Origin of the sequence: Escherichia sp. KS167_9B, assembly GCF_030295215.1 — a bacterium.
Taxonomy (GTDB): Bacteria; Pseudomonadota; Gammaproteobacteria; order Enterobacterales; family Enterobacteriaceae; genus Escherichia; species Escherichia coli_F.
On the sequence record NZ_AP025754.1, the window covers coordinates 1,159,228 to 1,179,803 of the forward strand.

The following is a 20,576-nucleotide window of genomic DNA, read 5'->3' on the forward strand; positions in this document are numbered from 1 at the left end:
TATTTTAAGCCCTGGTTGTTTTATATTCATCGCTGTTGCTTATTTAGACATTTTGTACTTTTATTGTTGAGGTTATTAAGCGAAGCGACAATGGATTGTGTTGCTGCGGTTTTATAGGGTAGGGGAGAGGCAAATGCGAATTAAACCAGACGATAACTGGCGTTGGTATTACGATGAAGAGCACGATCGAATGATGCTCGATTTAGCCAATGGTATGCTATTTCGCTCACGTTTTGCGCGCAAAATGTTGACTCCAGATGCCTTTTCTCCCGCAGGCTTTTGCGTTGACGACGCCGCGCTCTATTTCTCGTTTGAAGAAAAGTGCCGCGATTTTAATTTATCCAAAGAACAAAAAGCCGAACTGGTGCTCAATGCACTGGTAGCAATTCGTTATCTCAAACCACAAATGCCGAAAAGCTGGCATTTTGTTTCCCATGGTGAAATGTGGGTGTCCATGCCGGGCGATGCGGCCTGCGTTTGGTTGAGCGACACTTACGAGCAGGTCAATTTGCTGGTCGTTGAATCTGGCGAAAATGCCGCACTGTGCCTGCTGGCACAACCCTGCGTTGTTATTGCGGGTCGCGCGATGCAGTTGGGGGACGCCATCAAAATCATGAATGACAGGCTGAAACCGCAGGTTAATGTTGACAGTTTCAGCCTCGAACAGGCAGTTTAACGCGCTAGTTTAAGCGCAGTCTTCGGCACACAACTACAGCAAAGAATGGTGCCATCATTGCTGATTGCTGATTTTTTGAGGGGTGTGACTTCGCCTTCTAAAAGCTGAACACGGCAGCTTCCACAAATGCCCGCGCGGCAAGAATAAGGGATACGAATTCCCTGATTTTCTAATTGCTCCAGCAGCACCTGTTGGTTATTTCCACGAAATGCCTGCCCTTGCCAGTCAATATCTACATTTGCGTCCGGTTGCTGCGCGGCGTCGACGGTATCGTCCACGGCAGCTGCGCCGTAAACTTTCGCCGGAGCCGTTGCAAGAATTTCCACCTCGTCGCCAACGCGAATCACGCCACTATTACGGGCAATTAAATTCTGACCAAAATCGACATCGCCGTTATCCTGGGCTGTTCGGAAAGATTGCAATGTTTTTAATGGTTCACCTGCCGGATGCTTTTGTCCTTTTTCCGGACTGACGGTGGTGAAAATACAGCGGCTGCAAGGCTTAACCACATCAAACACCACATCACCAATACGAATCACTTTCCAGCTATCTTCTTCCCAGGCTGACGCGCCGGAAACCACCAGATTGGGGCGGAATTGCTCCATTTTTACACTGGCCGGACAACGTTGTTGGAGATCACGTAACGAGGCTTCGTTAGCAAGAAGGTAAGGATAGCCATCAGCAAATGACAGAGGTACAGTGTTGTGGCGTTTCACGCGCCGGGTCATTTGTGGCCCCACCCAGCGCAATTGCACTTCGCGGGAGAAAAATCCACTTAACCATTTGTTGATCGCGTCTGGCGCAATTCGCGCGGTAAAATGTGTGCCCCAAACTTCGGTTGGTGCGTCTTGTGTGGCGAAATCAGCAAAACGAACATATGCGCTACTGCCATCTGGTGCGGTGAGATGCAAGCCATCATGCACAGGTGAAGGAGTAAACCGTACCATCTGGGGAAACTGGCGAGCGGTAATAAACGTACCGTCAGGTTCCGTGATCATAAAGATGCGATCGAAGGCCAGACCACTGACATCTGCCAGAGCATGTGTAAGACCAATGCCGCGCATCGATTTAACAGGATGAATAAAAAGCCGGGTTAATGTCGCCACGGTGCGGTCCTCAAATGAAAATAAGCCCTCAACTTTATGACATGACGCGCTTATTAGCTATAATGCGCAACAATTTTCTTAGAGTAAAAGTGACGATATGAATTCTCTGTTTGCCAGTACGGCCCGTGGGCTGGAAGAGCTGTTAAAAACTGAACTGGAAAACCTGGGGGCCGTTGAATGCCAGGTGGTTCAGGGTGGGGTCCATTTTAAGGGCGACACACGGCTTGTTTACCAGAGCCTGATGTGGAGCCGCCTGGCCTCGCGTATTATGTTGCCGCTGGGCGAGTGTAAGGTTTATAGTGATTTAGACCTCTATCTCGGCGTTCAGGCGATCAACTGGACAGAGATGTTTAATCCTGGCGCGACCTTCGCTGTCCATTTCAGTGGTTTAAATGACACCATTCGCAACAGCCAGTACGGCGCGATGAAAGTGAAAGACGCGATCGTCGATGCTTTCACGCGGAAAAATTTGCCGCGTCCAAATGTTGATCGCGATGCGCCGGATATCCGCGTTAACGTCTGGCTGCATAAAGAAACTGCCAGTATCGCCCTTGATCTCAGTGGTGATGGTTTACATCTGCGTGGCTATCGCGATCGTGCTGGTATTGCGCCGATCAAAGAAACCCTGGCAGCCGCGATTGTGATGCGATCCGGCTGGCAGCCGGGAACACCGCTGCTTGATCCAATGTGTGGTTCTGGTACGTTGCTGATTGAAGCTGCGATGCTGGCGACCGATCGCGCACCAGGTTTGCACCGTGGGCGTTGGGGCTTTAGCGGCTGGGCGCAGCATGATGAAGCTATCTGGCAGGAAGTGAAAGCGGAAGCGCAAACTCGCGCCCGTAAAGGCCTGGCTGAGTATAGCTCTCATTTTTACGGTTCGGACAGCGACGCCCGGGTGATTCAACGTGCGCGCACTAACGCACGTCTTGCGGGGATTGGTGAACTGATTACCTTTGAGGTGAAAGATGTTGCGCAACTGACCAATCCGCTGCCGAAAGGGCCGTACGGTACAGTGTTGAGCAACCCGCCATACGGTGAACGTCTGGACAGCGAACCGGCGCTGATTGCACTGCATAGCCTGCTGGGCCGAATCATGAAAAACCAGTTCGGTGGCTGGAATCTCTCTTTGTTTAGTGCCTCGCCGGATCTGCTAAGCTGCCTGCAGCTGCGTGCAGACAAACAGTACAAGGCGAAAAACGGCCCGCTGGACTGCGTACAGAAAAATTATCACGTTGCCGAAAGCACACCAGACAGCAAACCGGCAATGGTAGCGGAAGACTACGCCAACCGCCTGCGTAAGAACCTCAAAAAATTCGAGAAGTGGGCACGTCAGGAAGGGATTGAATGTTATCGCCTGTATGATGCCGATCTGCCGGAGTATAACGTTGCCGTTGACCGTTATGCCGACTGGGTGGTAGTGCAGGAGTATGCGCCGCCAAAAACTATTGATGCGCACAAAGCGCGTCAGCGTCTGTTCGATATTATCGCTGCAACCATTTCTGTACTGGGGATTGCGCCAAACAAACTGGTGCTGAAAACCCGTGAACGCCAGAAGGGCAAAAATCAGTACCAGAAACTGGGCGAGAAGGGCGAGTTTCTCGAAGTCACCGAATATAACGCTCACTTGTGGGTGAACCTGACGGATTACCTCGATACCGGTCTGTTCCTCGATCACCGTATCGCCCGTCGTATGCTCGGTCAGATGAGCAAAGGCAAAGATTTCCTCAACCTGTTCTCATATACCGGCAGCGCCACCGTGCATGCGGGATTAGGCGGTGCACGCAGCACTACCACCGTGGATATGTCGCGTACTTATCTGGAGTGGGCAGAACGCAACCTGCGTCTGAATGGCCTAACCGGGCGTGCGCATCGCCTGATTCAGGCCGATTGCCTGGCATGGCTGCGTGAGGCAAATGAACAGTTCGATCTGATCTTTATTGATCCGCCAACCTTCTCTAACTCAAAACGAATGGAAGATGCGTTTGATGTTCAGCGCGATCATCTGGCGCTGATGAAAGATTTGAAACGTCTGCTGCGTGCTGGTGGGACGATCATGTTCTCGAACAACAAACGTGGCTTCCGTATGGATCTTGACGGACTGGCAAAACTGGGGCTGAAAGCACAAGAAATTACGCAAAAAACGCTCTCCCAGGATTTCGCCCGTAACCGCCAGATCCACAACTGCTGGCTGATTACCGCAGCCTGAAAGGAATAGTAATGTCATTAATCAGTATGCATGGCGCATGGCTGTCGTTCAGCGACGCGCCGCTTCTCGATAACGCAGAACTGCATATCGAAGATAACGAACGTGTTTGTCTGGTGGGGCGTAACGGCGCAGGCAAATCGACGTTAATGAAAATCCTCAACCGTGAACAAGGGCTGGATGACGGTCGCATTATTTACGAGCAAGATTTGATTGTCGCTCGTCTGCAACAGGATCCGCCGCGTAACGTTGAGGGTAGCGTTTATGATTTCGTTGCCGAAGGCATTGAAGAACAAGCGGAATACCTGAAACGCTATCACGATATTTCGCGCCTGGTGATGAACGACCCGAGCGAGAAAAATCTCAACGAACTGGCGAAGGTTCAGGAACAGTTGGATCACCACAACCTGTGGCAGCTGGAAAACCGCATCAACGAAGTGCTGGCACAGCTGGGGTTAGATCCTAACGTTGCGCTGTCGTCGCTTTCCGGCGGCTGGTTGCGTAAAGCGGCATTAGGACGCGCACTGGTGAGCAATCCGCGCGTGTTGTTGCTCGACGAACCGACGAACCACCTTGATATCGAAACCATCGACTGGCTGGAAGGATTCCTCAAAACTTTCAATGGGACGATTATTTTCATCTCCCACGACCGTTCATTTATTCGCAACATGGCGACGCGCATTGTTGATCTCGATCGCGGCAAGTTGGTGACCTATCCTGGGAATTACGACCAGTACCTGCTGGAAAAAGAAGAAGCCCTGCGCGTGGAAGAACTACAAAATGCCGAGTTCGATCGCAAACTGGCGCAGGAAGAGGTGTGGATCCGCCAGGGGATCAAAGCACGCCGTACCCGTAATGAAGGCCGCGTACGCGCCCTGAAAGCAATGCGTCGCGAGCGTGGCGAACGTCGCGAAGTGATGGGTACCGCAAAGATGCAGGTGGAAGAGGCCAGCCGCTCCGGTAAGATCGTTTTCGAAATGGAAGACGTTTGCTACCAGGTTGACGGTAAGCAACTGGTGAAAGATTTTTCTGCCCAGGTTCTACGTGGCGACAAAATTGCCCTGATTGGTCCGAATGGATGCGGCAAAACCACGCTGCTGAAACTGATGCTCGGTCAGCTTCAGGCGGACAGCGGGCGTATTCACGTTGGCACCAAACTGGAAGTGGCTTATTTCGATCAGCACCGCGCGGAACTGGATCCCGATAAAACGGTGATGGATAACCTGGCCGAAGGCAAACAAGAAGTGATGGTTAACGGCAAACCACGCCATGTACTGGGTTATTTGCAGGACTTCCTGTTCCATCCGAAACGGGCGATGACGCCGGTACGTGCGCTATCTGGCGGTGAGCGTAACCGCTTGCTGCTGGCGCGTTTGTTCCTCAAACCAAGCAACTTATTGATTCTTGACGAACCGACCAACGACCTTGATGTCGAAACGCTGGAATTGCTGGAAGAACTGATCGACAGCTACCAGGGCACGGTATTGCTGGTGAGCCACGATCGTCAGTTTGTCGATAACACGGTTACAGAATGCTGGATCTTCGAAGGTGGCGGTAAAATTGGTCGTTATGTCGGCGGTTATCATGATGCCCGTGGTCAGCAAGAACAGTATGTGGCGCTCAAACAGCCTGCGGTGAAAAAAACCGAAGAAACCGCCGTGCCAAAAGCAGAAACTGTAAAACGCAGCAGTAGCAAACTAAGCTATAAATTGCAGCGCGAACTGGAGCAGCTACCGCAATTGCTCGAAGATCTGGAGGCGAAGCTGGAAGCCCTACAGACGCAGGTGGCGGATGCTTCCTTCTTCAGTCAGCCGCATGAGCAGACACAAAAAGTGCTCGCCGATATGGCTGCTGCAGAGCAGGAGCTGGAGCAAGCCTTTGAACGCTGGGAGTATCTTGAAGCGTTAAAAAATGGTGGCTGATCGCAAAATAGTCGATTTAAACAGAGACAGCTGACAACGGTAAAATTGCCTGATGCACTGGGTTTATCAGGCATGAAAACCAACACTTTGTTAGTCATCTGTAAAATAGCGCATCATTAAGGAGTACCAATGTGCGAACATCATCATGCCGCGAAGCACATCCTGTGCTCGCAGTGTGACATGCTGGTGGCGTTACCGCGCCTTGAGCATGGTCAGAAAGCGGCATGTCCCCGGTGTGGCACAACGTTAACCGTGGCGTGGGATGCCCCTCGGCAGCGTCCTACCGCCTATGCGTTGGCTGCACTGTTCATGCTGTTGCTGTCCAACTTGTTTCCTTTTGTGAATATGAACGTTGCGGGAGTCACCAGTGAAATTACATTACTGGAAATTCCCGGCGTGCTTTTTTCTGAGGACTACGCCAGCCTCGGCACCTTTTTCCTGTTGTTTGTGCAACTGGTTCCCGCGTTTTGCCTGATAACTATTCTGTTACTGGTTAATCGCGCACAATTACCGGTCCGTTTAAAAGAGCAACTGGCACGGGTGCTTTTTCAACTCAAAACATGGGGAATGGCGGAGATTTTCCTCGCGGGTGTGCTGGTGAGTTTCGTTAAACTGATGGCCTACGGCAGCATTGGTGTAGGCAGCAGCTTTCTCCCCTGGTGTTTATTTTGTATCCTGCAACTGCGCGCCTTTCAGTGCGTTGATCGTCGCTGGTTATGGGACGATATCGCCCCAATGCCAGAACTGCGCCAGCCGCTAAAACCGGGCGTCACGGGGATACGCCAGGGGCTGCGTTCGTGCTCCTGTTGCACGGCAATCCTTCCTGCTGATGAACCTGTGTGTCCGCGCTGTAGTACCAAAGGGTATGTTCGTCGTAGAAACAGCCTGCAGTGGACACTCGCACTGCTTGTTACGTCCATCATGTTGTATCTGCCGGCTAATATTTTGCCCATCATGGTGACGGATTTATTAGGCTCGAAGATGCCGTCGACGATTCTCGCCGGGGTTATTCTGTTATGGAGCGAAGGCTCTTATCCCGTCGCTGCGGTTATCTTTCTGGCCAGTATTATGGTGCCAACGTTAAAGATGATCGCCATCGCGTGGTTGTGTTGGGATGCCAAAGGGCATGGCAAGCGCGACAGTGAAAGAATGCATTTGATTTATGAAGTTGTTGAGTTTGTAGGCCGCTGGTCGATGATTGACGTTTTCGTCATCGCGGTGCTCTCGGCGCTGGTGCGTATGGGAGGTTTAATGAGTATTTATCCGGCAATGGGTGCATTAATGTTTGCTTTAGTCGTCATAATGACAATGTTTTCTGCTATGACGTTTGACCCGCGTTTGTCGTGGGATCGTCAACCTGAATCAGAGCATGAGGAGTCCTGACAGTATGGAATCTAATAATGGGGAAGCCAAAATCCAGAAAGTGAAGAACTGGTCTCCCGTGTGGATATTTCCTATCGTCACGGCGCTCATTGGGGCCTGGGTTCTTTTTTATCATTACAGCCATCAGGGGCCGGAAGTGACCCTGATCACCGCGAATGCGGAAGGAATAGAAGGTGGTAAAACCACCATTAAAAGCCGTAGCGTTGACGTCGGCGTGGTTGAAAGCGCCACACTGGCTGATGATTTGACGCACGTTGAAATCAAAGCGCGGCTGAATTCCGGTATGGAAAAATTGCTGCATAAAGATACCGTCTTTTGGGTGGTAAAACCGCAGATTGGTCGAGAAGGGATTAGCGGTCTGGGTACGCTGCTGTCTGGGGTATATATCGAACTGCAACCAGGTGCGAAAGGCAGCAAAATGGATAAATACGATTTGCTGGATTCTCCACCGTTGGCCCCGCCTGATGCAAAAGGTATCCGTGTGATTCTCGATAGTAAAAAAGCCGGGCAGCTCTCGCCAGGAGATCCGGTGCTGTTCCGTGGCTATCGGGTAGGTTCGGTTGAAACCAGCACTTTTGATACGCAAAAACGCAATATCAGCTATCAACTGTTCATCAATGCACCTTATGACCGACTGGTGACCAGCAATGTTCGCTTCTGGAAAGATAGTGGCATTGCGGTTGATTTGACGTCAGCGGGAATGCGTGTGGAGATGGGCTCATTGACAACGCTGCTTAGTGGCGGTGTCAGCTTTGATGTGCCGGAAGGTCTGGATTTAGGGCAGCCGGTGGCACCGAAAACAGCTTTCGTTTTGTATGATGATCAGAAGAGCATTCAGGATTCGTTGTACACCGATCACATTGATTATCTGATGTTCTTTAAAGATTCGGTACGCGGTCTGCAACCGGGAGCTCCGGTAGAATTCCGGGGTATTCGCCTGGGTACCGTAAGCAAAGTACCGTTCTTTGCGCCGAATATGCGGCAGACATTTAACGATGATTACCGAATTCCGGTACTGATTCGTATCGAACCAGAGCGGCTGAAAATGCAGCTTGGTGAAAATGCGGATGTTGTTGAGCACCTTGGCGAATTGTTGAAACGTGGTTTACGCGGATCGCTGAAGACCGGAAATCTGGTCACTGGCGCACTGTATGTTGATCTCGATTTCTATCCAAATAGCCCTGCTATTACCGGTATTCGTGAGTTTAATGGTTATCAGATTATCCCGACCGTTAGCGGTGGCCTGGCGCAAATCCAGCAGCGTCTGATGGAAGCGTTGGATAAGATCAACAAACTGCCATTGAATCCGATGATTGAGCAGGCGACCAGTACGCTTTCTGAAAGTCAGCGCACCATGAAAAACCTGCAAACGACGCTGGATAGCATGAACAAGATCCTCGCCAGCCAGTCGATGCAGCAGTTGCCGACCGATATGCAGTCCACATTACGTGAGTTGAATCGCAGTATGCAGGGCTTCCAGCCTGGCTCCGCAGCCTACAACAAGATGGTGGCGGATATGCAGCGCCTTGATCAGGTGTTGCGTGAACTGCAGCCGGTGCTGAAAACGCTCAACGAGAAGAGTAACGCGCTGGTATTTGAAGCGAAGGACAAAAAAGATCCAGAGCCGAAGAGGGCGAAACAATGAAAAAGTGGCTAGTAACGATTGCGGCACTGTGGCTGGCCGGATGCAGCTCCGGCGAGATCAATAAAAACTATTACCAGCTACCTGTGGTGCAGAGCGGTACACAAAGTACCGCCAGCCAGGGTAATCACCTGTTATGGGTCGAGCAGGTCGCTGTTCCCGATTATCTGGCGGGGAATGGTGTGGTTTATCAAACCAGTGATGTGAAGTATGTGATTGCCAACAACAACTTGTGGGCCAGCCCGCTGGATCAACAGTTGCGCAATACACTGGTTGCCAACCTGACCAGGCAACTGCCCGGCTGGGTGGTTGCCTCCCAGCCTCTGGGAAGCGCCCAGGACACGCTCAATGTTACCGTAACGGAGTTTAACGGTCGCTATGATGGCAAGGTCATTGTCAGTGGTGAGTGGCTGTTGAACCACCAGGGACAACTGATCAAACGTCCGTTCCGTCTGGAAGGAGTGCAAACTCAGGATGGTTACGATGAGATGGTTAAGGTGCTGGCCAGTGTCTGGAGTCAGGAAGCCGCTTCTATTGCGCAAGAGATAAAGCGTCTACCTTAATTATAAAGATTTGTAAATATGACCGTCTCCGGTATGTAGCCTGAGGCGGTTTTTTTGTTTCTAACGTGCGGAAAAAGTTGTTCCTCTTCACATTTTTTGTACAACCGACATGCCCGTGTAGCTCACAAATATGACAGTGGCGTGAATTTTGCGCATTGACGGCAGTTATGATTCGCGGTATTGCTTAACTGTGATTGCACATTTAGTAATCACTGTTTTCTTTTCCACCAGAAACCAGTATGAGGGAAACGAGGCATGAAGAGACAAAAACGAGATCGCCTGGAACGGGCACATCAACGTGGTTATCAGGCCGGCATCGCCGGACGCTCAAAAGAAATGTGTCCCTATCAGACGCTGAATCAAAGGTCACAATGGCTGGGAGGCTGGCGAGAAGCCATGGCGGACAGGGTAGTAATGGCCTGATTCTGTCTCTTTAAAAAGAAACCTCCGCATTGCGGAGGTTTCGCCTTTTTATACTCTGTCTGATTTCAATCAGAAGGCAGACGTATCCTGGAACAGACCGACTTTCAGGTCGCTGGCGGTATAGATCAGACGACCATCAACCAGCACTTCGCCATCTGCCAGACCCATAATCAGACGACGATTAACAATGCGTTTAAAGTGAATACGGTAGGTCACTTTTTTTGCTGTCGGCAGAACCTGACCAGTGAATTTCACTTCGCCAACACCCAGTGCGCGGCCTTTACCTTCGCCGCCCAGCCAGCCGAGGTAGAACCCTACCAGCTGCCACATTGCGTCCAGGCCCAGGCATCCCGGCATAACCGGATCGCCAATGAAGTGGCATCCGAAGAACCACAGATCCGGATTGATATCCAGTTCTGCTTCAACATACCCTTTGTCGAAGTTACCACCCGTTTCGGTCATTTTGACCACACGGTCCATCATCAGCATGTTCGGTGCTGGCAATTGCGGGCCTTTAGCGCCAAACAGTTCACCGCGACCAGAGGCAAGAAGGTCTTCTTTTGTATAGGATTCGCGTTTATCTACCATGTTCTCTGTAAGCCTTATTTTATTGAAGCACGCAGGATAGCTAACACGTGTACGCTGAACAAGTCCGATCAGTTCGGAATAAACCAGTTCAGCCAACGTAATGGCCATGGAAAACGATGACGTCCTTCCTGTTGCGATGCTTGCGCGATACGTTCCTGGATGGTTTGCATCAGCGTCGTTTGGCCCTCGCCATCCCACACCAGATTTAATAATAACGGCAGTGCTTCAGTCACATCGTCTACTGCCCAGATGGTGAATTTGCCTTCCTCTACTGCTTTCACCAGTTCACTGTGAAGACTTAAATGGCGAACGTTAGCAGTGGGGATAATGACACCTTGTTTCCCCGTTAACTCACGTTGCTGGCAAATAGCAAAGAAGCCTTCGATTTTCTCATTTAAACCACCGACTGGCTGGGCGCGACCGAATTGATCGACTGAACCTGTGATAGCAATACTCTGATTCACCGGCACATCGGCGAGGGCGCTTATCAGGGCGCAGAGTTCAGCCATTGAGGCACTATCGCCATCCACTTCGCTATATGACTGCTCAAATGTCAGCGATGCTGAGAAGGGGATCTGTTGCTCAAGCTGAAGTTCCGACATCAGGAACGCCTGCATGATCATCATCCCTTTCGCATGGATATTGCCGCCAAGCTCCGCTTTGCGTTCGATGTCAGTGAATTCACCATCGCCAATATGTACAACGCAGCTAATGCGAGAAGGTTCGCCAAAAGCGCGCGGATGACCCGGAAATTCAATGACCGAAAGGGCGTTAATTTGCCCGATGCGTTCGCCTTCGGTTTCAATCAGGATTTGCTCCTGAAGGATCTCATCCTGCATGCGTTCAGCGAGGAAACCTTCGCGCCATTCACGCTGCTGTAACATTAAGTTTAGCTGCTCGCCGGAGAAGGTGTCGCCATCACACAGTGAGGCGACCTCTTTACACTGGCGGAGGATCCACTGCGGGCTAAGCGGCAGTGTTTCTTGTTCACCGGTGTAGCGTGCGGCTTCGCGAATAAGTACCGGCCAGGCATCCGCTCCCGGTGCAGGTAAGTGGTTATGTCTGGCGGTAAATGTCACCCAACGACACCACTGGTTTACTGACTCCGCATCGACAATCTGCAGAGTATCTTCAAATTCGCTATAAATAGCCTGCTCAGCAAGCTCTGGCTCCATCTCCTTGAAATCAGCTAATGATTCGCGTTCGCCTACCAGAATGACTTTCAGCTTCAATGGCATCGAAGGCACAGAGACGGGGAGAGGGCGCGACTCATCAAACGCAACCCAGTCAAAACGCTCGCGGTTAACGATATTTTTCAGCCGCATCCACAGCAGAGGTTGCGCCAGCAGTGTACGCAAAGAGACGATGAGAATACCGCCATTTGCCTGATGCACCAGACCTGGCTGCAGGGTAATGTCACCATTAAACTGGCGCAGGCAGCCAAAGAGTTGTTCCGCTTCTACCCAGTCGGCAGCGACAACTTGCGTTAAAGTCGCAAAATTATCATCTGCACTCACTGCGTTACGTAAGCGGATGGTGTGGCCGGAAACCTCATAGTGACCGCCCACCAGTTGGCCTGCATCGCTTTGTAGCGCACGCGCGGCATCGGCAATAAGATTCAGATACTCAGACTCTTCCGGGGCCTTCGCCAGCATGAAAGAGGAGGATGCTCGCGTATGCAGCAACTGCTCCAGCGCAAATTGCAGTCGCGGTTGAGTATCACTGAATAAAGGATCGTTTTCGTCAATCAAATGTGGCTGAGCAAATATTTCCTGATAGCTATCGGTATCAGGAACCAGGTCACGCCATGCAAGTTTCGTAATGGTCAAAGTTGATGTTTTTTAGTCTGTTGTCAAAGCCGCGATTATACCGTAACCGGCACTGCAGCACACGTAGAAAGCACCGACAATACTCCTGGCATGGGCGTTAAAGCTCACAGGATGGAGATTCTTTTCTTCACTGGCCTAAAAAGCTGATATTCTGTAAAGAGTTACACGGTAACATTGAGATCGCTATGAAATATCAACAACTTGAAAATCTTGAAAGCGGTTGGAAATGGAAGTATCTGGTGAAGAAGCACCGCGAAGGGGAGTTAATCACCCGTTACATAGAAGCCAGTGCCGCCCAGGAAGCCGTCGATGTGTTGCTCTCGCTGGAAAATGAACCCGTGCTGGTAAATGGCTGGATTGACAAGCATATGAATCCAGAGCTGGTCAATCGCATGAAGCAGACCATTCGGGCCAGACGAAAGCGCCATTTTAATGCGGAACACCAGCATACGCGCAAAAAATCGATCGATCTGGAATTTATTGTCTGGCAACGTCTGGCTGGTCTTGCGCAGCGTCGCGGTAAAACACTTTCCGAAACGATTGTTCAGCTGATTGAAGATGCGGAAAACAAAGAGAAATACGCGAATAAAATGTCTTCTTTAAAGCAGGATCTGCAGGCATTGCTGGGTAAGGAATAACTGTCGAGAGTCAGTTCAATTTACGCAAGGCGAAAAAAACCCCGCAGCTGCGGGGTTTTTCTATCAGACGATAACTTAAGCCTGCGGCTGAGTTACAACGTCTTTGATGCCTTTAACTTCGATCTCTACGCGACGATCCGGAGCCAGGCAGTCGATCAGCGCAGCACGCTGTTTCACGTTGTCACAGGTGTTGCCAGTAACCGGGTTGGATTCACCCATACCACGTGCAGAGATTTTGTCTGCCGGGATACCTTTAGAGATCAGGTAATCAACAACGGACTGAGCACGACGCTCGGACAGACCCTGGTTGTAAGCGTCAGAACCGATGCGGTCAGTGTAACCCAGAACAACTACGGAACCGTCTTTCGGATCCAGGTTGCTCAGCTGGCTGTACAGCTGATCCAGAGCAGCCTGACCTTCCGGTTTCAGGGTTGCTTTGTTGAAGTTGAACAGAACGTCAGACTTCAGAGTGAAGTGCTTGGTCTGTACTTCCGGTGCCGGAGCTGGTGCCGGAGCAACTACTGGAGCTGCTTCGCCCTGACCGAAACGGTAGGAAACACCCAGGCTCAGCAGGCCGTTGTCCGGACGAGTACCGATGGTGTGTGCGTCACCGATGTTGTTGGTCCACTGGTATTCCAGACGGGTAGCGATTTCAGGAGTGATCGCGTACTCAACACCGCCAGCGAAGACCGGAGAAACACCGGTATCGTGGTCTTTAAAGGATGCGCCACCAGGTACGTTAGCCTTGGTGTCTGCACGCCATACCATACCACCCAGACGAGTGTAGATGTCCAGATCGTCAGTGATTGGGTAACCCAGTTTGGCGGTCAGTTGAACGCCCTGAGCTTTATATGCGCCATTGATGTTGTCGCCTTTGTACGGCATACGACCTAACCAGTCGTAACCCATTTCAAAGCCAACATACGGGTTAACCTGGTAACCACCAAAAGCACCTGCACCCAGTTGGTTTTCGTGGGTCGGACCATTGTTGTTGATGAAACCAGTGTCATGGTACTGGGACCAGCCCAGTTTAGCACCAGTGTACCAGGTGTTATCTTTCGGAGCGGCCTGCGCTACGGTAGCGAAACCAGCCAGTGCCACTGCAATCGCGATAGCTGTCTTTTTCATTTTTTGCGCCTCGTTATCATCCAAAATACGCCATGAATATCTCCAACGAGATAACACGGTTAAATCCTTCACCGGGGGATCTGCTCAATATTAACTCTACCGATATCTTCGGCTTATGCCGAGCACCCCTGGCGATGTAAAGTCTACAACGTAGTTGAAAACTTACAAGTGTGAACTCCGTCAGGCATATGAAAAAAAAGTCTTGTATAAGGTACGTTTAATCTTTTTTGTCAGCGACAATTTACAGAAGAAAACCGCGGAAACCGCTTCAGACAAGCCTCTGCAAGGAAAATTAGTCACGACTGAAAGCATTGGCTGGGCGACAAAAAAAGTTCCAGGATTAATCCTAAATTTACTTAATGATACAAATTAGAGTGAATTTTTAGCCCGGAAAGTTGTCTCGTTGCGTGAGAGGATGCGCTTACCGGACGCATAATAAACCCCATAGCGTTACCTTCATTTGCCGCATCAACAAGTTCAGCATGCTCTTCTTCAGTCAAATCATCTGCCAACCAACCGATCACCACACTGTAATTGCCCGTGCGTAAAGCGCGAACCATTGACTCCACAGTGTGGCAAGGGGAGAGCTGGCTAATCTGCATCACTTTCGTTAAGGGTAGCCCAGATGCCTGAACCCATTCCCGACTCAGTTTTTGTTGCGGTGTTAACCAGAGTTGCCAGCGCGATTGCTGACCGAGTTGCTGTAACAATGGCAACAGTAGAAGTTGCGTCATCATGGGCTGATCTTCGCGATAGACAACTTCACTGATAAGCCCGGCTGTAGTGTTTTCCGTAGAGACACGCGCAATTTTACTTGCTGCGGATGAGAACGACGAAGAACGATGTGCATAGCCTGAAGTGTACATAATCAATCCAGCCCCTGTGAGTTACTGTATGGATGTACAGTACATCCAGTGACGACAAAGATCAACCCTATTTTCGGAAAGAGCCTCGCAAATTTTGTCGTTAGTGACGGGAAAACATAAATTAATCTTGCCCCTTAAGAATAAGTTGCCTATTTTCGTAGTTAACGGATCCGTTAATGTGAATCATTCTTTTATGTTATGATTTTAAAAGGAATTTTATGAAAAGCCTCTCCTATAAGCGGATCTATAAATCACAAGAATACCTGGCAACGTTGGGCACAATTGAATACCGATCATTGTTTGGTAGTTACAGCCTGACCGTTGACGACACGGTGTTTGCGATGGTTTCTGATGGTGAGTTGTATCTTCGGGCTTGTGAGCAAAGTGCACAGTACTGTGTAAAACATCCGCCTGTCTGGCTGACATATAAAAAGTGTGGCCGATCCGTTACCCTCAATTACTATCGGGTTGATGAAAGTCTATGGCGAAATCAACTGAAGCTGGTGCGTCTGTCGAAATATTCTCTCGATGCAGCGCTGAAAGAGAAAAGCACGCGCAATACCCGGGAAAGACTGAAAGATTTGCCCAATATGTCTTTTCATCTGGAAGCGATACTCGGGGAGGTGGGGATTAAGGATGTACGGGCGTTACGTATACTTGGGGCAAAAATGTGTTGGTTGCGACTGCGGCAGCAAAACAGTCTGGTGACAGAAAAGATTCTGTTTATGCTTGAAGGGGCCATTATCGGCATTCATGAAGCTGCGCTCCCGGTGGCACGCCGCCAGGAGCTTGCAGAATGGGCTGACTCTCTTACGCCGAAACAGGAGTTTCCTGCGGAACTTGAGTAATCTGGCGTTGCAGACGACCAATCTCTGGCAGTAATGCAATCAATAACCCGACTTGTTGTACGACCAGAGGTTCTTTGCTGTCTGCCCGTGGTTCAAGTTGCTGCATCCGCTGTTTCAGGTCAGCTAATGCCTGATTGACGCGTTCTTCATCAGCAGGTTGATGATGTAGCGCGTCATCAACATAGCAAACTGCGTCATCAAGAAACGCCAGAATTTCAGGATTAGTTAACTGCTCCCGGTGAGCACCGAGGGCTGAGATATAGCTGGTAAACGTATGGTTAAGGCACAGCAACCGAAACGCGGCCTCGCGAATTTGCGGGGTAACGTTCGGCTCGCTGGACATATTTGATACCACCGACGCCAGTTCAGCATCACGGTTGTGTGCATCGCGGCGGGCAATACGATACGCCAGACGGTTATCACGCCCCTGATGGTATTGCTCCAGTATGGCATCGAGATAGCGACAGTTGGCCTCGGTGGCACGTTCGAGCATGCGCGGCAGATTGCGAAACTTCCAGTCAGGCCAGATGTAGCTCACCGCCGCCCACGCAATGGCACAACCAATCAGCGTATCGATTACGCGAGGTAACGCCACTTCAAAACCTTCACCCAGCAAGTTAAAACAAAGTAGCACCAAAAGTGTGATGAACATCGTTGCATGGGCATATTGCACGTTACGGAAGGCAAAAAAGAGCACGCCGGTAATAACCAGCAGCACCAGCTGCCCTTCCAGTGACGGCACAAACCACAGCACAGGAATGCCAATGGCGATACCTACCAGCGTACCAATAATCCTTAACTTCAGGCGGTGGCGCGTGGCGTTATAGTTTGGCTGGCAGACAAACAAACTTGTCAGCAAGATCCAATACCCGTGATGCATTCCGGTTATCTGAATGATGGCGTAGCCGAAGCACAACACCAGCGACATTCTTACCGCATGACGGAAGAGGGCGGATTCCGGTGTGAAGTGACGGCTAAGACGCAGCCAGATATCACTCAATCCGTGCGGGCTGTCATCAGCGAGCTCATTTTCGTCATTATTATGGGGCAGTGCCTGGGCCTGTTCTGATTCAATTGTTGCCAGTTGGGCATCAATAGCGCGTAAATTGTTCAGCAAAAATCCCAGTGTTTTGAGTAAATCGGCAGGCGCGCCGTTATCGCGCATCCGCTCCAGCGCAGCATCAATATGCGTAAAAGCGCGCTCAAAATGCGGATCATGTTGATAAGGCTGACGCAGCAAAATACAGCGTGACAGTTGCTGGCACGCCTGGCCCTGCATCGACATCAGTCGCTGAAAACGGAACAGCACGTCGCTGTGGCGAAAATGTTCACGCAATGTTTGATACTGAATATGAGAAGAGCTGGCACGCTCGTGAATATCCTGCGCGACAAAGTAATAATGCAGCGTGCGACGCGTTCCCCGTTGACCACGATCGCCACGTAAACGGGTCAGCAGCGAGAGTTTCGTCTGATTCAATGTCGCCATCAGCTGTCCGTTGGCGAGAGCCAAATCGTACAGCGGTGCCTGGCTTTCATCTTCAATATCAGGATCAAACATGCGCGACTTTAGCTCAAGATAACGCGCCAGTTGTTCATAGCAACGCGCCAGGTTGTCCTGTAACGGGCGGACCGGGAACAGTAGATGACCAATAAGTGTCAGGACGTTGTACCAGACGGCACCGGCCAGCAGATACATCGGCTGCTGATACCAGTGCTCATACAGTGACGTCCCCAACATAGTGTAAATGGCGATCAGTAACGCACCGAAGGCAATTGTTGCATAGCGTTGACCCAGACCGCCGAGCAAAATGAAGCCGCTGGTAGAGAGCGTTAAACCAATTGCAAATAGCCAGGGCCAGGGAAACAGCAATTCTACTGAGGCCGAGGCGATAAAAAAGCAGAACAGCGTAATGATGAGGTTACGCAAACGTCCCGCCAGCCGGTCATCGAGATCGGTCAGCGCCGCTGCCACCATCCCCAGCGTCAGCGGAATCGTCAGTTTTACATCACCCAGCCACCACGGAAACGCTGTGGTTCCACAAAGCGCAATAAAAATACGCGCGTAATACAGCCAGGCGCTGTTCCAGGTATAGCGTTTGAGCAAAGGACTTAGCATAAAGGCCATATTAGTGGATTATTCAAAACGACGACGTGCATTGGCTTCACGCGCAGCTTGCGCTGTTTCTACCGATACCACGCGACGACCGACCGGCCATAGTGCAATAGCGGCAATTTTAAAGTTCGCAATGCCGACAGGAATGCCAATGATGGAAATACATTGTGCGATGCCCGTTGCAATGTGCATCAGGCATAACCACCAGCCAAAGAAAATCAGCCAGAAAATATTCAATACCGTACCGCCAGTATTCAGCAGCACATTTTTGCCAGCCGGGTTCAGTTCATCGACATGAATAGCTTCATTGCCATAAGGCACCAGAGACAGTTTAGTGATCTCCCAGCAGGATCGTGTCAGCGGTAAGGTAAAAATTAGCACAATACTGACCAGAGTCGCCAACAGCCAGCCCAGAGTGGTGGCAAATCCGCCAAGCACAAAGTTCAGAATGTTCAAAACGGTACGCATAAAACCTCGCTTTACTGTGGTTTTCAGTAATGGGCGGCAATTGTAACGTTTTTTTGGGCTGGAGCACGTTTTCTCTGACGGTTACACTGATAAGAAATCATTTCGTGTGGATCTACAGAGTCATGGAACTGAAAGCGACAACGCTTGGAAAACGTCTGGCACAGCACCCTTACGATCGGGCGATGATCCTCAATGCCGGGATTAAAGTCTCCGGCGATCGCCACGAATACCTTATTCCTTTCAATCAATTACTGGCAATTCACTGTAAGCGCGGTCTGGTATGGGGCGAGCTGGAATTTGTACTGCCGGACGAAAAAGTGGTGCGTCTGCACGGCACCGAATGGGGCGAGACGCAGCGTTTTTACCATCATCTTGATGCTCACTGGCGGCGGTGGAGTGGGGAGATGAGCGAAATTGCGGCTGGTGTTTTACGCCAGCAACTGGATTTGATTGCCACGCGTACCGGAGAAAATAAATGGCTGACGCGTGAGCAAACTTCTGGCGTGCAGCAACAAATCCGCCAGGCTTTGTCGGCGTTGCCGTTGCCGGTTAACCGACTGGAAGAATTCGATAACTGCCGTGAGGCGTGGCGTAAATGTCAGGCCTGGTTGAAAGATATTGAAGGCGCACGGTTGCAGCATAATCAGGCGTATACAGAAGCCATGCTTACCGAGTATGTGGATTTTTTCCGCCAGGTCGAATCTTCACCGCTGAATCCGGCGCAGGCCCGGGCAGTCGTTAATGGCGAGCATTCTCTGTTAGTGCTGGCAGGTGCAGGAAGCGGAAAAACGTCGGTGCTGGTGGCCCGTGCAGGCTGGTTGCTGGCGCGTGGTGAAGCGTTCCCTGAGCAAATTTTATTGCTGGCGTTTGGTCGCAAAGCCGCTGAAGAGATGGACGAGCGTATCCGAGAACGGCTACATACCGAAGACATTACCGCACGCACATTTCATGCGCTGGCGCTGCATATTATTCAGCAGGGCAGCAAAAAAGTTCCGATAGTCAGCAGACTGGAAAATGATACCGCTGCCCGTCATGAACTTTTTATTGCTGAGTGGCGCAAGCAATGCAGCGAAAAGAAAGCGCAGGCGAAGGGCTGGCGGCAATGGCTGACGGAAGAAATGCAGTGGTCAGTGCCAGAAGGCAACTTCTGGGATGATGAAAAATTACAGCGTCGTCTTGCCTCACGCCTCGATCGCTGGGTAAGTCTGATGCGGATGCACGGTGGTGTACAGGCAGAAATGATTGCCAGTGCGCCCGAAGAGATTCGCGATCTGTTCAGTAAACGTATCAAGTTGATGGCTCCGTTATTAAAAGCCTGGAAAGGTGCGCTGAAGGCAGAAAACGCTGTCGATTTTTTGGGCCTTATTCACCAGGCGATTGTGATTCTGGAGAAAGGTCGCTTTATCAGCCCGTGGAAGCATATTCTGGTTGATGAATTTCAGGATATCTCGCCGCAGCGTGCAGCGTTGTTAGCGGCATTGCGCAAGCAAAACAGTCAAACGACGTTGTTCGCTGTTGGTGATGACTGGCAGGCGATTTACCGTTTCAGCGGTGCGCAAATGTCGCTCACCACCGCTTTCCATGAAAACTTTGGAGAAGGCGATCGCTGTGATTTAGACACGACTTACCGTTTTAACAGTCGTATCGGTGAGGTGGCAAACCGGTTTATTCAGCAGAACCCAGGCCAGCTGAAAAAGCCGCTAAACAGCTTAACCAATGGAGACAAAAAAGCCGTCACGTTATTGGATGAGAGCCATCTTGACGCTTTGCTGGATAAGCTCTCTGGTTATGCCAAACCGGAAGAGCGCATTCTGATCCTGGCGCGTTACCATCACATGAGGCCTGCCAGCCTGGAAAAAGCGGCAACACGCTGGCCGAAGTTGCAAATCGACTTTATGACCATTCATGCCAGCAAAGGGCAACAGGCGGATTACGTCATCATCGTTGGCTTGCAGGAGGGGAGTGATGGTTTTCCGGCTGCGGCGCGGGAGTCGATTATGGAAGAGGCGCTACTACCCCCGGTTGAGGATTTTCCGGACGCTGAAGAACGGCGGTTAATGTACGTGGCGCTGACCCGGGCACGTCATCGGGTATGGGCATTGTTTAACAAAGAGAATCCCTCTCCCTTTGTCGAAATACTGAAAAATCTGGATGTGCCGGTGGCGAGAAAACCGTAGGAA

The 20,576-nt window shown here is 50.7% G+C and carries 17 protein-coding genes; 10 read left to right on the forward strand and 7 right to left on the reverse strand.

What is annotated here, in order from left to right:
• The first annotated feature begins 133 nt into the window (after nucleotides 1-133).
• Complete coding sequence (gene zapC / locus QUE34_RS05585) at nucleotides 134-676, forward strand: cell division protein ZapC (protein ID WP_286338937.1); 543 nt, start codon at nucleotides 134-136, stop codon at nucleotides 674-676.
• Here the strand turns inward: zapC and ycbX are convergent.
• On the reverse strand, nucleotides 673-1,782 hold the full coding sequence (ycbX, locus tag QUE34_RS05590; RefSeq protein WP_032302807.1) for a 6-N-hydroxylaminopurine resistance protein YcbX: 1,110 nt from the start codon (nucleotides 1,780-1,782) through the stop codon (nucleotides 673-675). The two genes, zapC and ycbX, sit on opposite strands and share 4 nt — an antisense overlap.
• Before the next feature lie 97 nt (nucleotides 1,783-1,879).
• On the opposite strand from ycbX, the gene rlmKL reads away from it, so the two are divergent.
• The 6 genes from rlmKL to rmf all read left to right on the forward strand — a co-directional run bounded on the left by rlmKL (nucleotide 1,880) and on the right by rmf (nucleotide 9,918).
• Nucleotides 1,880-3,988 carry a bifunctional 23S rRNA (guanine(2069)-N(7))-methyltransferase RlmK/23S rRNA (guanine(2445)-N(2))-methyltransferase RlmL gene (rlmKL, locus tag QUE34_RS05595; RefSeq protein ID WP_001086527.1) on the forward strand — a complete coding sequence of 703 codons (2,109 nt, stop codon included), beginning with the start codon at nucleotides 1,880-1,882 and terminating at the stop codon, nucleotides 3,986-3,988.
• Between the two features lie 11 nt (nucleotides 3,989-3,999).
• Nucleotides 4,000-5,907, forward strand: a complete 1,908-nt coding sequence (locus QUE34_RS05600) for an ABC transporter ATP-binding protein (protein ID WP_032302808.1) — start codon at nucleotides 4,000-4,002, stop codon at nucleotides 5,905-5,907.
• A gap of 129 nt (nucleotides 5,908-6,036) precedes the next feature.
• Nucleotides 6,037-7,290, forward strand: a complete 1,254-nt coding sequence (pqiA, locus tag QUE34_RS05605; protein WP_032302809.1) for a membrane integrity-associated transporter subunit PqiA — start codon at nucleotides 6,037-6,039, stop codon at nucleotides 7,288-7,290.
• A 4-nt stretch (nucleotides 7,291-7,294) separates the two neighbouring features.
• The gene (pqiB, locus tag QUE34_RS05610; protein ID WP_000445539.1) at nucleotides 7,295-8,935 is read left to right on the forward strand and encodes an intermembrane transport protein PqiB; all 1,641 of its coding nucleotides are present in this window, start codon (nucleotides 7,295-7,297) and stop codon (nucleotides 8,933-8,935) included.
• Nucleotides 8,932-9,495, forward strand: coding sequence for a membrane integrity-associated transporter subunit PqiC (gene pqiC / locus QUE34_RS05615; protein ID WP_032302811.1), 564 nt, complete (start codon nucleotides 8,932-8,934; stop codon nucleotides 9,493-9,495). The genes pqiB and pqiC overlap by 4 nt, the downstream gene beginning before the upstream one ends.
• Before the next feature lie 255 nt (nucleotides 9,496-9,750).
• Complete coding sequence (rmf, locus tag QUE34_RS05620; RefSeq protein ID WP_000828648.1) at nucleotides 9,751-9,918, forward strand: ribosome modulation factor; 168 nt, start codon at nucleotides 9,751-9,753, stop codon at nucleotides 9,916-9,918.
• A 69-nt stretch (nucleotides 9,919-9,987) separates the two neighbouring features.
• Here rmf and fabA read toward each other — a convergent pair whose 3' ends face one another.
• Complete coding sequence (fabA, locus tag QUE34_RS05625; protein WP_000227927.1) at nucleotides 9,988-10,506, reverse strand: bifunctional 3-hydroxydecanoyl-ACP dehydratase/trans-2-decenoyl-ACP isomerase; 519 nt, start codon at nucleotides 10,504-10,506, stop codon at nucleotides 9,988-9,990.
• 68 nt (nucleotides 10,507-10,574) lie between these two features.
• Complete coding sequence (locus tag QUE34_RS05630; protein WP_105268692.1) at nucleotides 10,575-12,335, reverse strand: AAA family ATPase; 1,761 nt, start codon at nucleotides 12,333-12,335, stop codon at nucleotides 10,575-10,577.
• A 185-nt stretch (nucleotides 12,336-12,520) separates the two neighbouring features.
• Between QUE34_RS05630 and matP the strand changes: the two genes are divergently transcribed.
• Entirely contained in the window at nucleotides 12,521-12,973 is a 453-nt protein-coding gene (matP, locus tag QUE34_RS05635) for a macrodomain Ter protein MatP (protein ID WP_000877161.1), read from the forward strand.
• 75 nt (nucleotides 12,974-13,048) lie between these two features.
• Here matP and ompA read toward each other — a convergent pair whose 3' ends face one another.
• Entirely contained in the window at nucleotides 13,049-14,101 is a 1,053-nt protein-coding gene (gene ompA / locus QUE34_RS05640) for a porin OmpA (RefSeq protein ID WP_000750415.1), read from the reverse strand.
• A gap of 356 nt (nucleotides 14,102-14,457) precedes the next feature.
• The gene (gene sulA / locus QUE34_RS05645) at nucleotides 14,458-14,967 is read right to left on the reverse strand and encodes an SOS-induced cell division inhibitor SulA (protein WP_000288710.1); all 510 of its coding nucleotides are present in this window, start codon (nucleotides 14,965-14,967) and stop codon (nucleotides 14,458-14,460) included.
• A gap of 218 nt (nucleotides 14,968-15,185) precedes the next feature.
• On the opposite strand from sulA, the gene sxy reads away from it, so the two are divergent.
• Nucleotides 15,186-15,815, forward strand: a complete 630-nt coding sequence (gene sxy / locus QUE34_RS05650) for a CRP-S regulon transcriptional coactivator Sxy (RefSeq protein ID WP_000839153.1) — start codon at nucleotides 15,186-15,188, stop codon at nucleotides 15,813-15,815.
• Here sxy and yccS read toward each other — a convergent pair.
• The gene (gene yccS, locus QUE34_RS05655; RefSeq protein ID WP_000875038.1) at nucleotides 15,778-17,940 is read right to left on the reverse strand and encodes a YccS family putative transporter; all 2,163 of its coding nucleotides are present in this window, start codon (nucleotides 17,938-17,940) and stop codon (nucleotides 15,778-15,780) included. The two genes, sxy and yccS, sit on opposite strands and share 38 nt — an antisense overlap.
• A gap of 9 nt (nucleotides 17,941-17,949) precedes the next feature.
• A complete protein-coding gene (locus QUE34_RS05660; RefSeq protein WP_001261235.1) occupies nucleotides 17,950-18,396 on the reverse strand; it encodes a YccF domain-containing protein in 447 nt (148 codons plus the stop codon).
• Nucleotides 18,397-18,518: 122 nt separating this feature from the next.
• Between QUE34_RS05660 and helD the strand changes: the two genes are divergently transcribed.
• Complete coding sequence (gene helD / locus QUE34_RS05665) at nucleotides 18,519-20,573, forward strand: DNA helicase IV (protein ID WP_286338975.1); 2,055 nt, start codon at nucleotides 18,519-18,521, stop codon at nucleotides 20,571-20,573.
• Nucleotides 20,574-20,576 lie beyond the last annotated feature (3 nt).

What these genes read in the sequence shown, in the direction of transcription:
- yccS (WP_000875038.1), bottom strand. Translation starts at nt 17,940, where the DNA reads ATGGCCTTTATGCTAAGTCCTTTGCTCAAACGCTATACCTGGAACAGC.
- pqiC (WP_032302811.1), top strand. Translation starts at nt 8,932, where the DNA reads ATGAAAAAGTGGCTAGTAACGATTGCGGCACTGTGGCTGGCCGGATGC.
- matP (WP_000877161.1), top strand. Translation starts at nt 12,521, where the DNA reads ATGAAATATCAACAACTTGAAAATCTTGAAAGCGGTTGGAAATGGAAG.
- rmf (WP_000828648.1), top strand. Translation starts at nt 9,751, where the DNA reads ATGAAGAGACAAAAACGAGATCGCCTGGAACGGGCACATCAACGTGGT.
- zapC (WP_286338937.1), top strand. Translation starts at nt 134, where the DNA reads ATGCGAATTAAACCAGACGATAACTGGCGTTGGTATTACGATGAAGAG.
- sulA (WP_000288710.1), bottom strand. Translation starts at nt 14,967, where the DNA reads ATGTACACTTCAGGCTATGCACATCGTTCTTCGTCGTTCTCATCCGCA.
- pqiB (WP_000445539.1), top strand. Translation starts at nt 7,295, where the DNA reads ATGGAATCTAATAATGGGGAAGCCAAAATCCAGAAAGTGAAGAACTGG.
- rlmKL (WP_001086527.1), top strand. Translation starts at nt 1,880, where the DNA reads ATGAATTCTCTGTTTGCCAGTACGGCCCGTGGGCTGGAAGAGCTGTTA.
- QUE34_RS05600 (WP_032302808.1), top strand. Translation starts at nt 4,000, where the DNA reads ATGTCATTAATCAGTATGCATGGCGCATGGCTGTCGTTCAGCGACGCG.
- ompA (WP_000750415.1), bottom strand. Translation starts at nt 14,101, where the DNA reads ATGAAAAAGACAGCTATCGCGATTGCAGTGGCACTGGCTGGTTTCGCT.
- sxy (WP_000839153.1), top strand. Translation starts at nt 15,186, where the DNA reads ATGAAAAGCCTCTCCTATAAGCGGATCTATAAATCACAAGAATACCTG.
- QUE34_RS05660 (WP_001261235.1), bottom strand. Translation starts at nt 18,396, where the DNA reads ATGCGTACCGTTTTGAACATTCTGAACTTTGTGCTTGGCGGATTTGCC.
- pqiA (WP_032302809.1), top strand. Translation starts at nt 6,037, where the DNA reads ATGTGCGAACATCATCATGCCGCGAAGCACATCCTGTGCTCGCAGTGT.
- helD (WP_286338975.1), top strand. Translation starts at nt 18,519, where the DNA reads ATGGAACTGAAAGCGACAACGCTTGGAAAACGTCTGGCACAGCACCCT.
- fabA (WP_000227927.1), bottom strand. Translation starts at nt 10,506, where the DNA reads ATGGTAGATAAACGCGAATCCTATACAAAAGAAGACCTTCTTGCCTCT.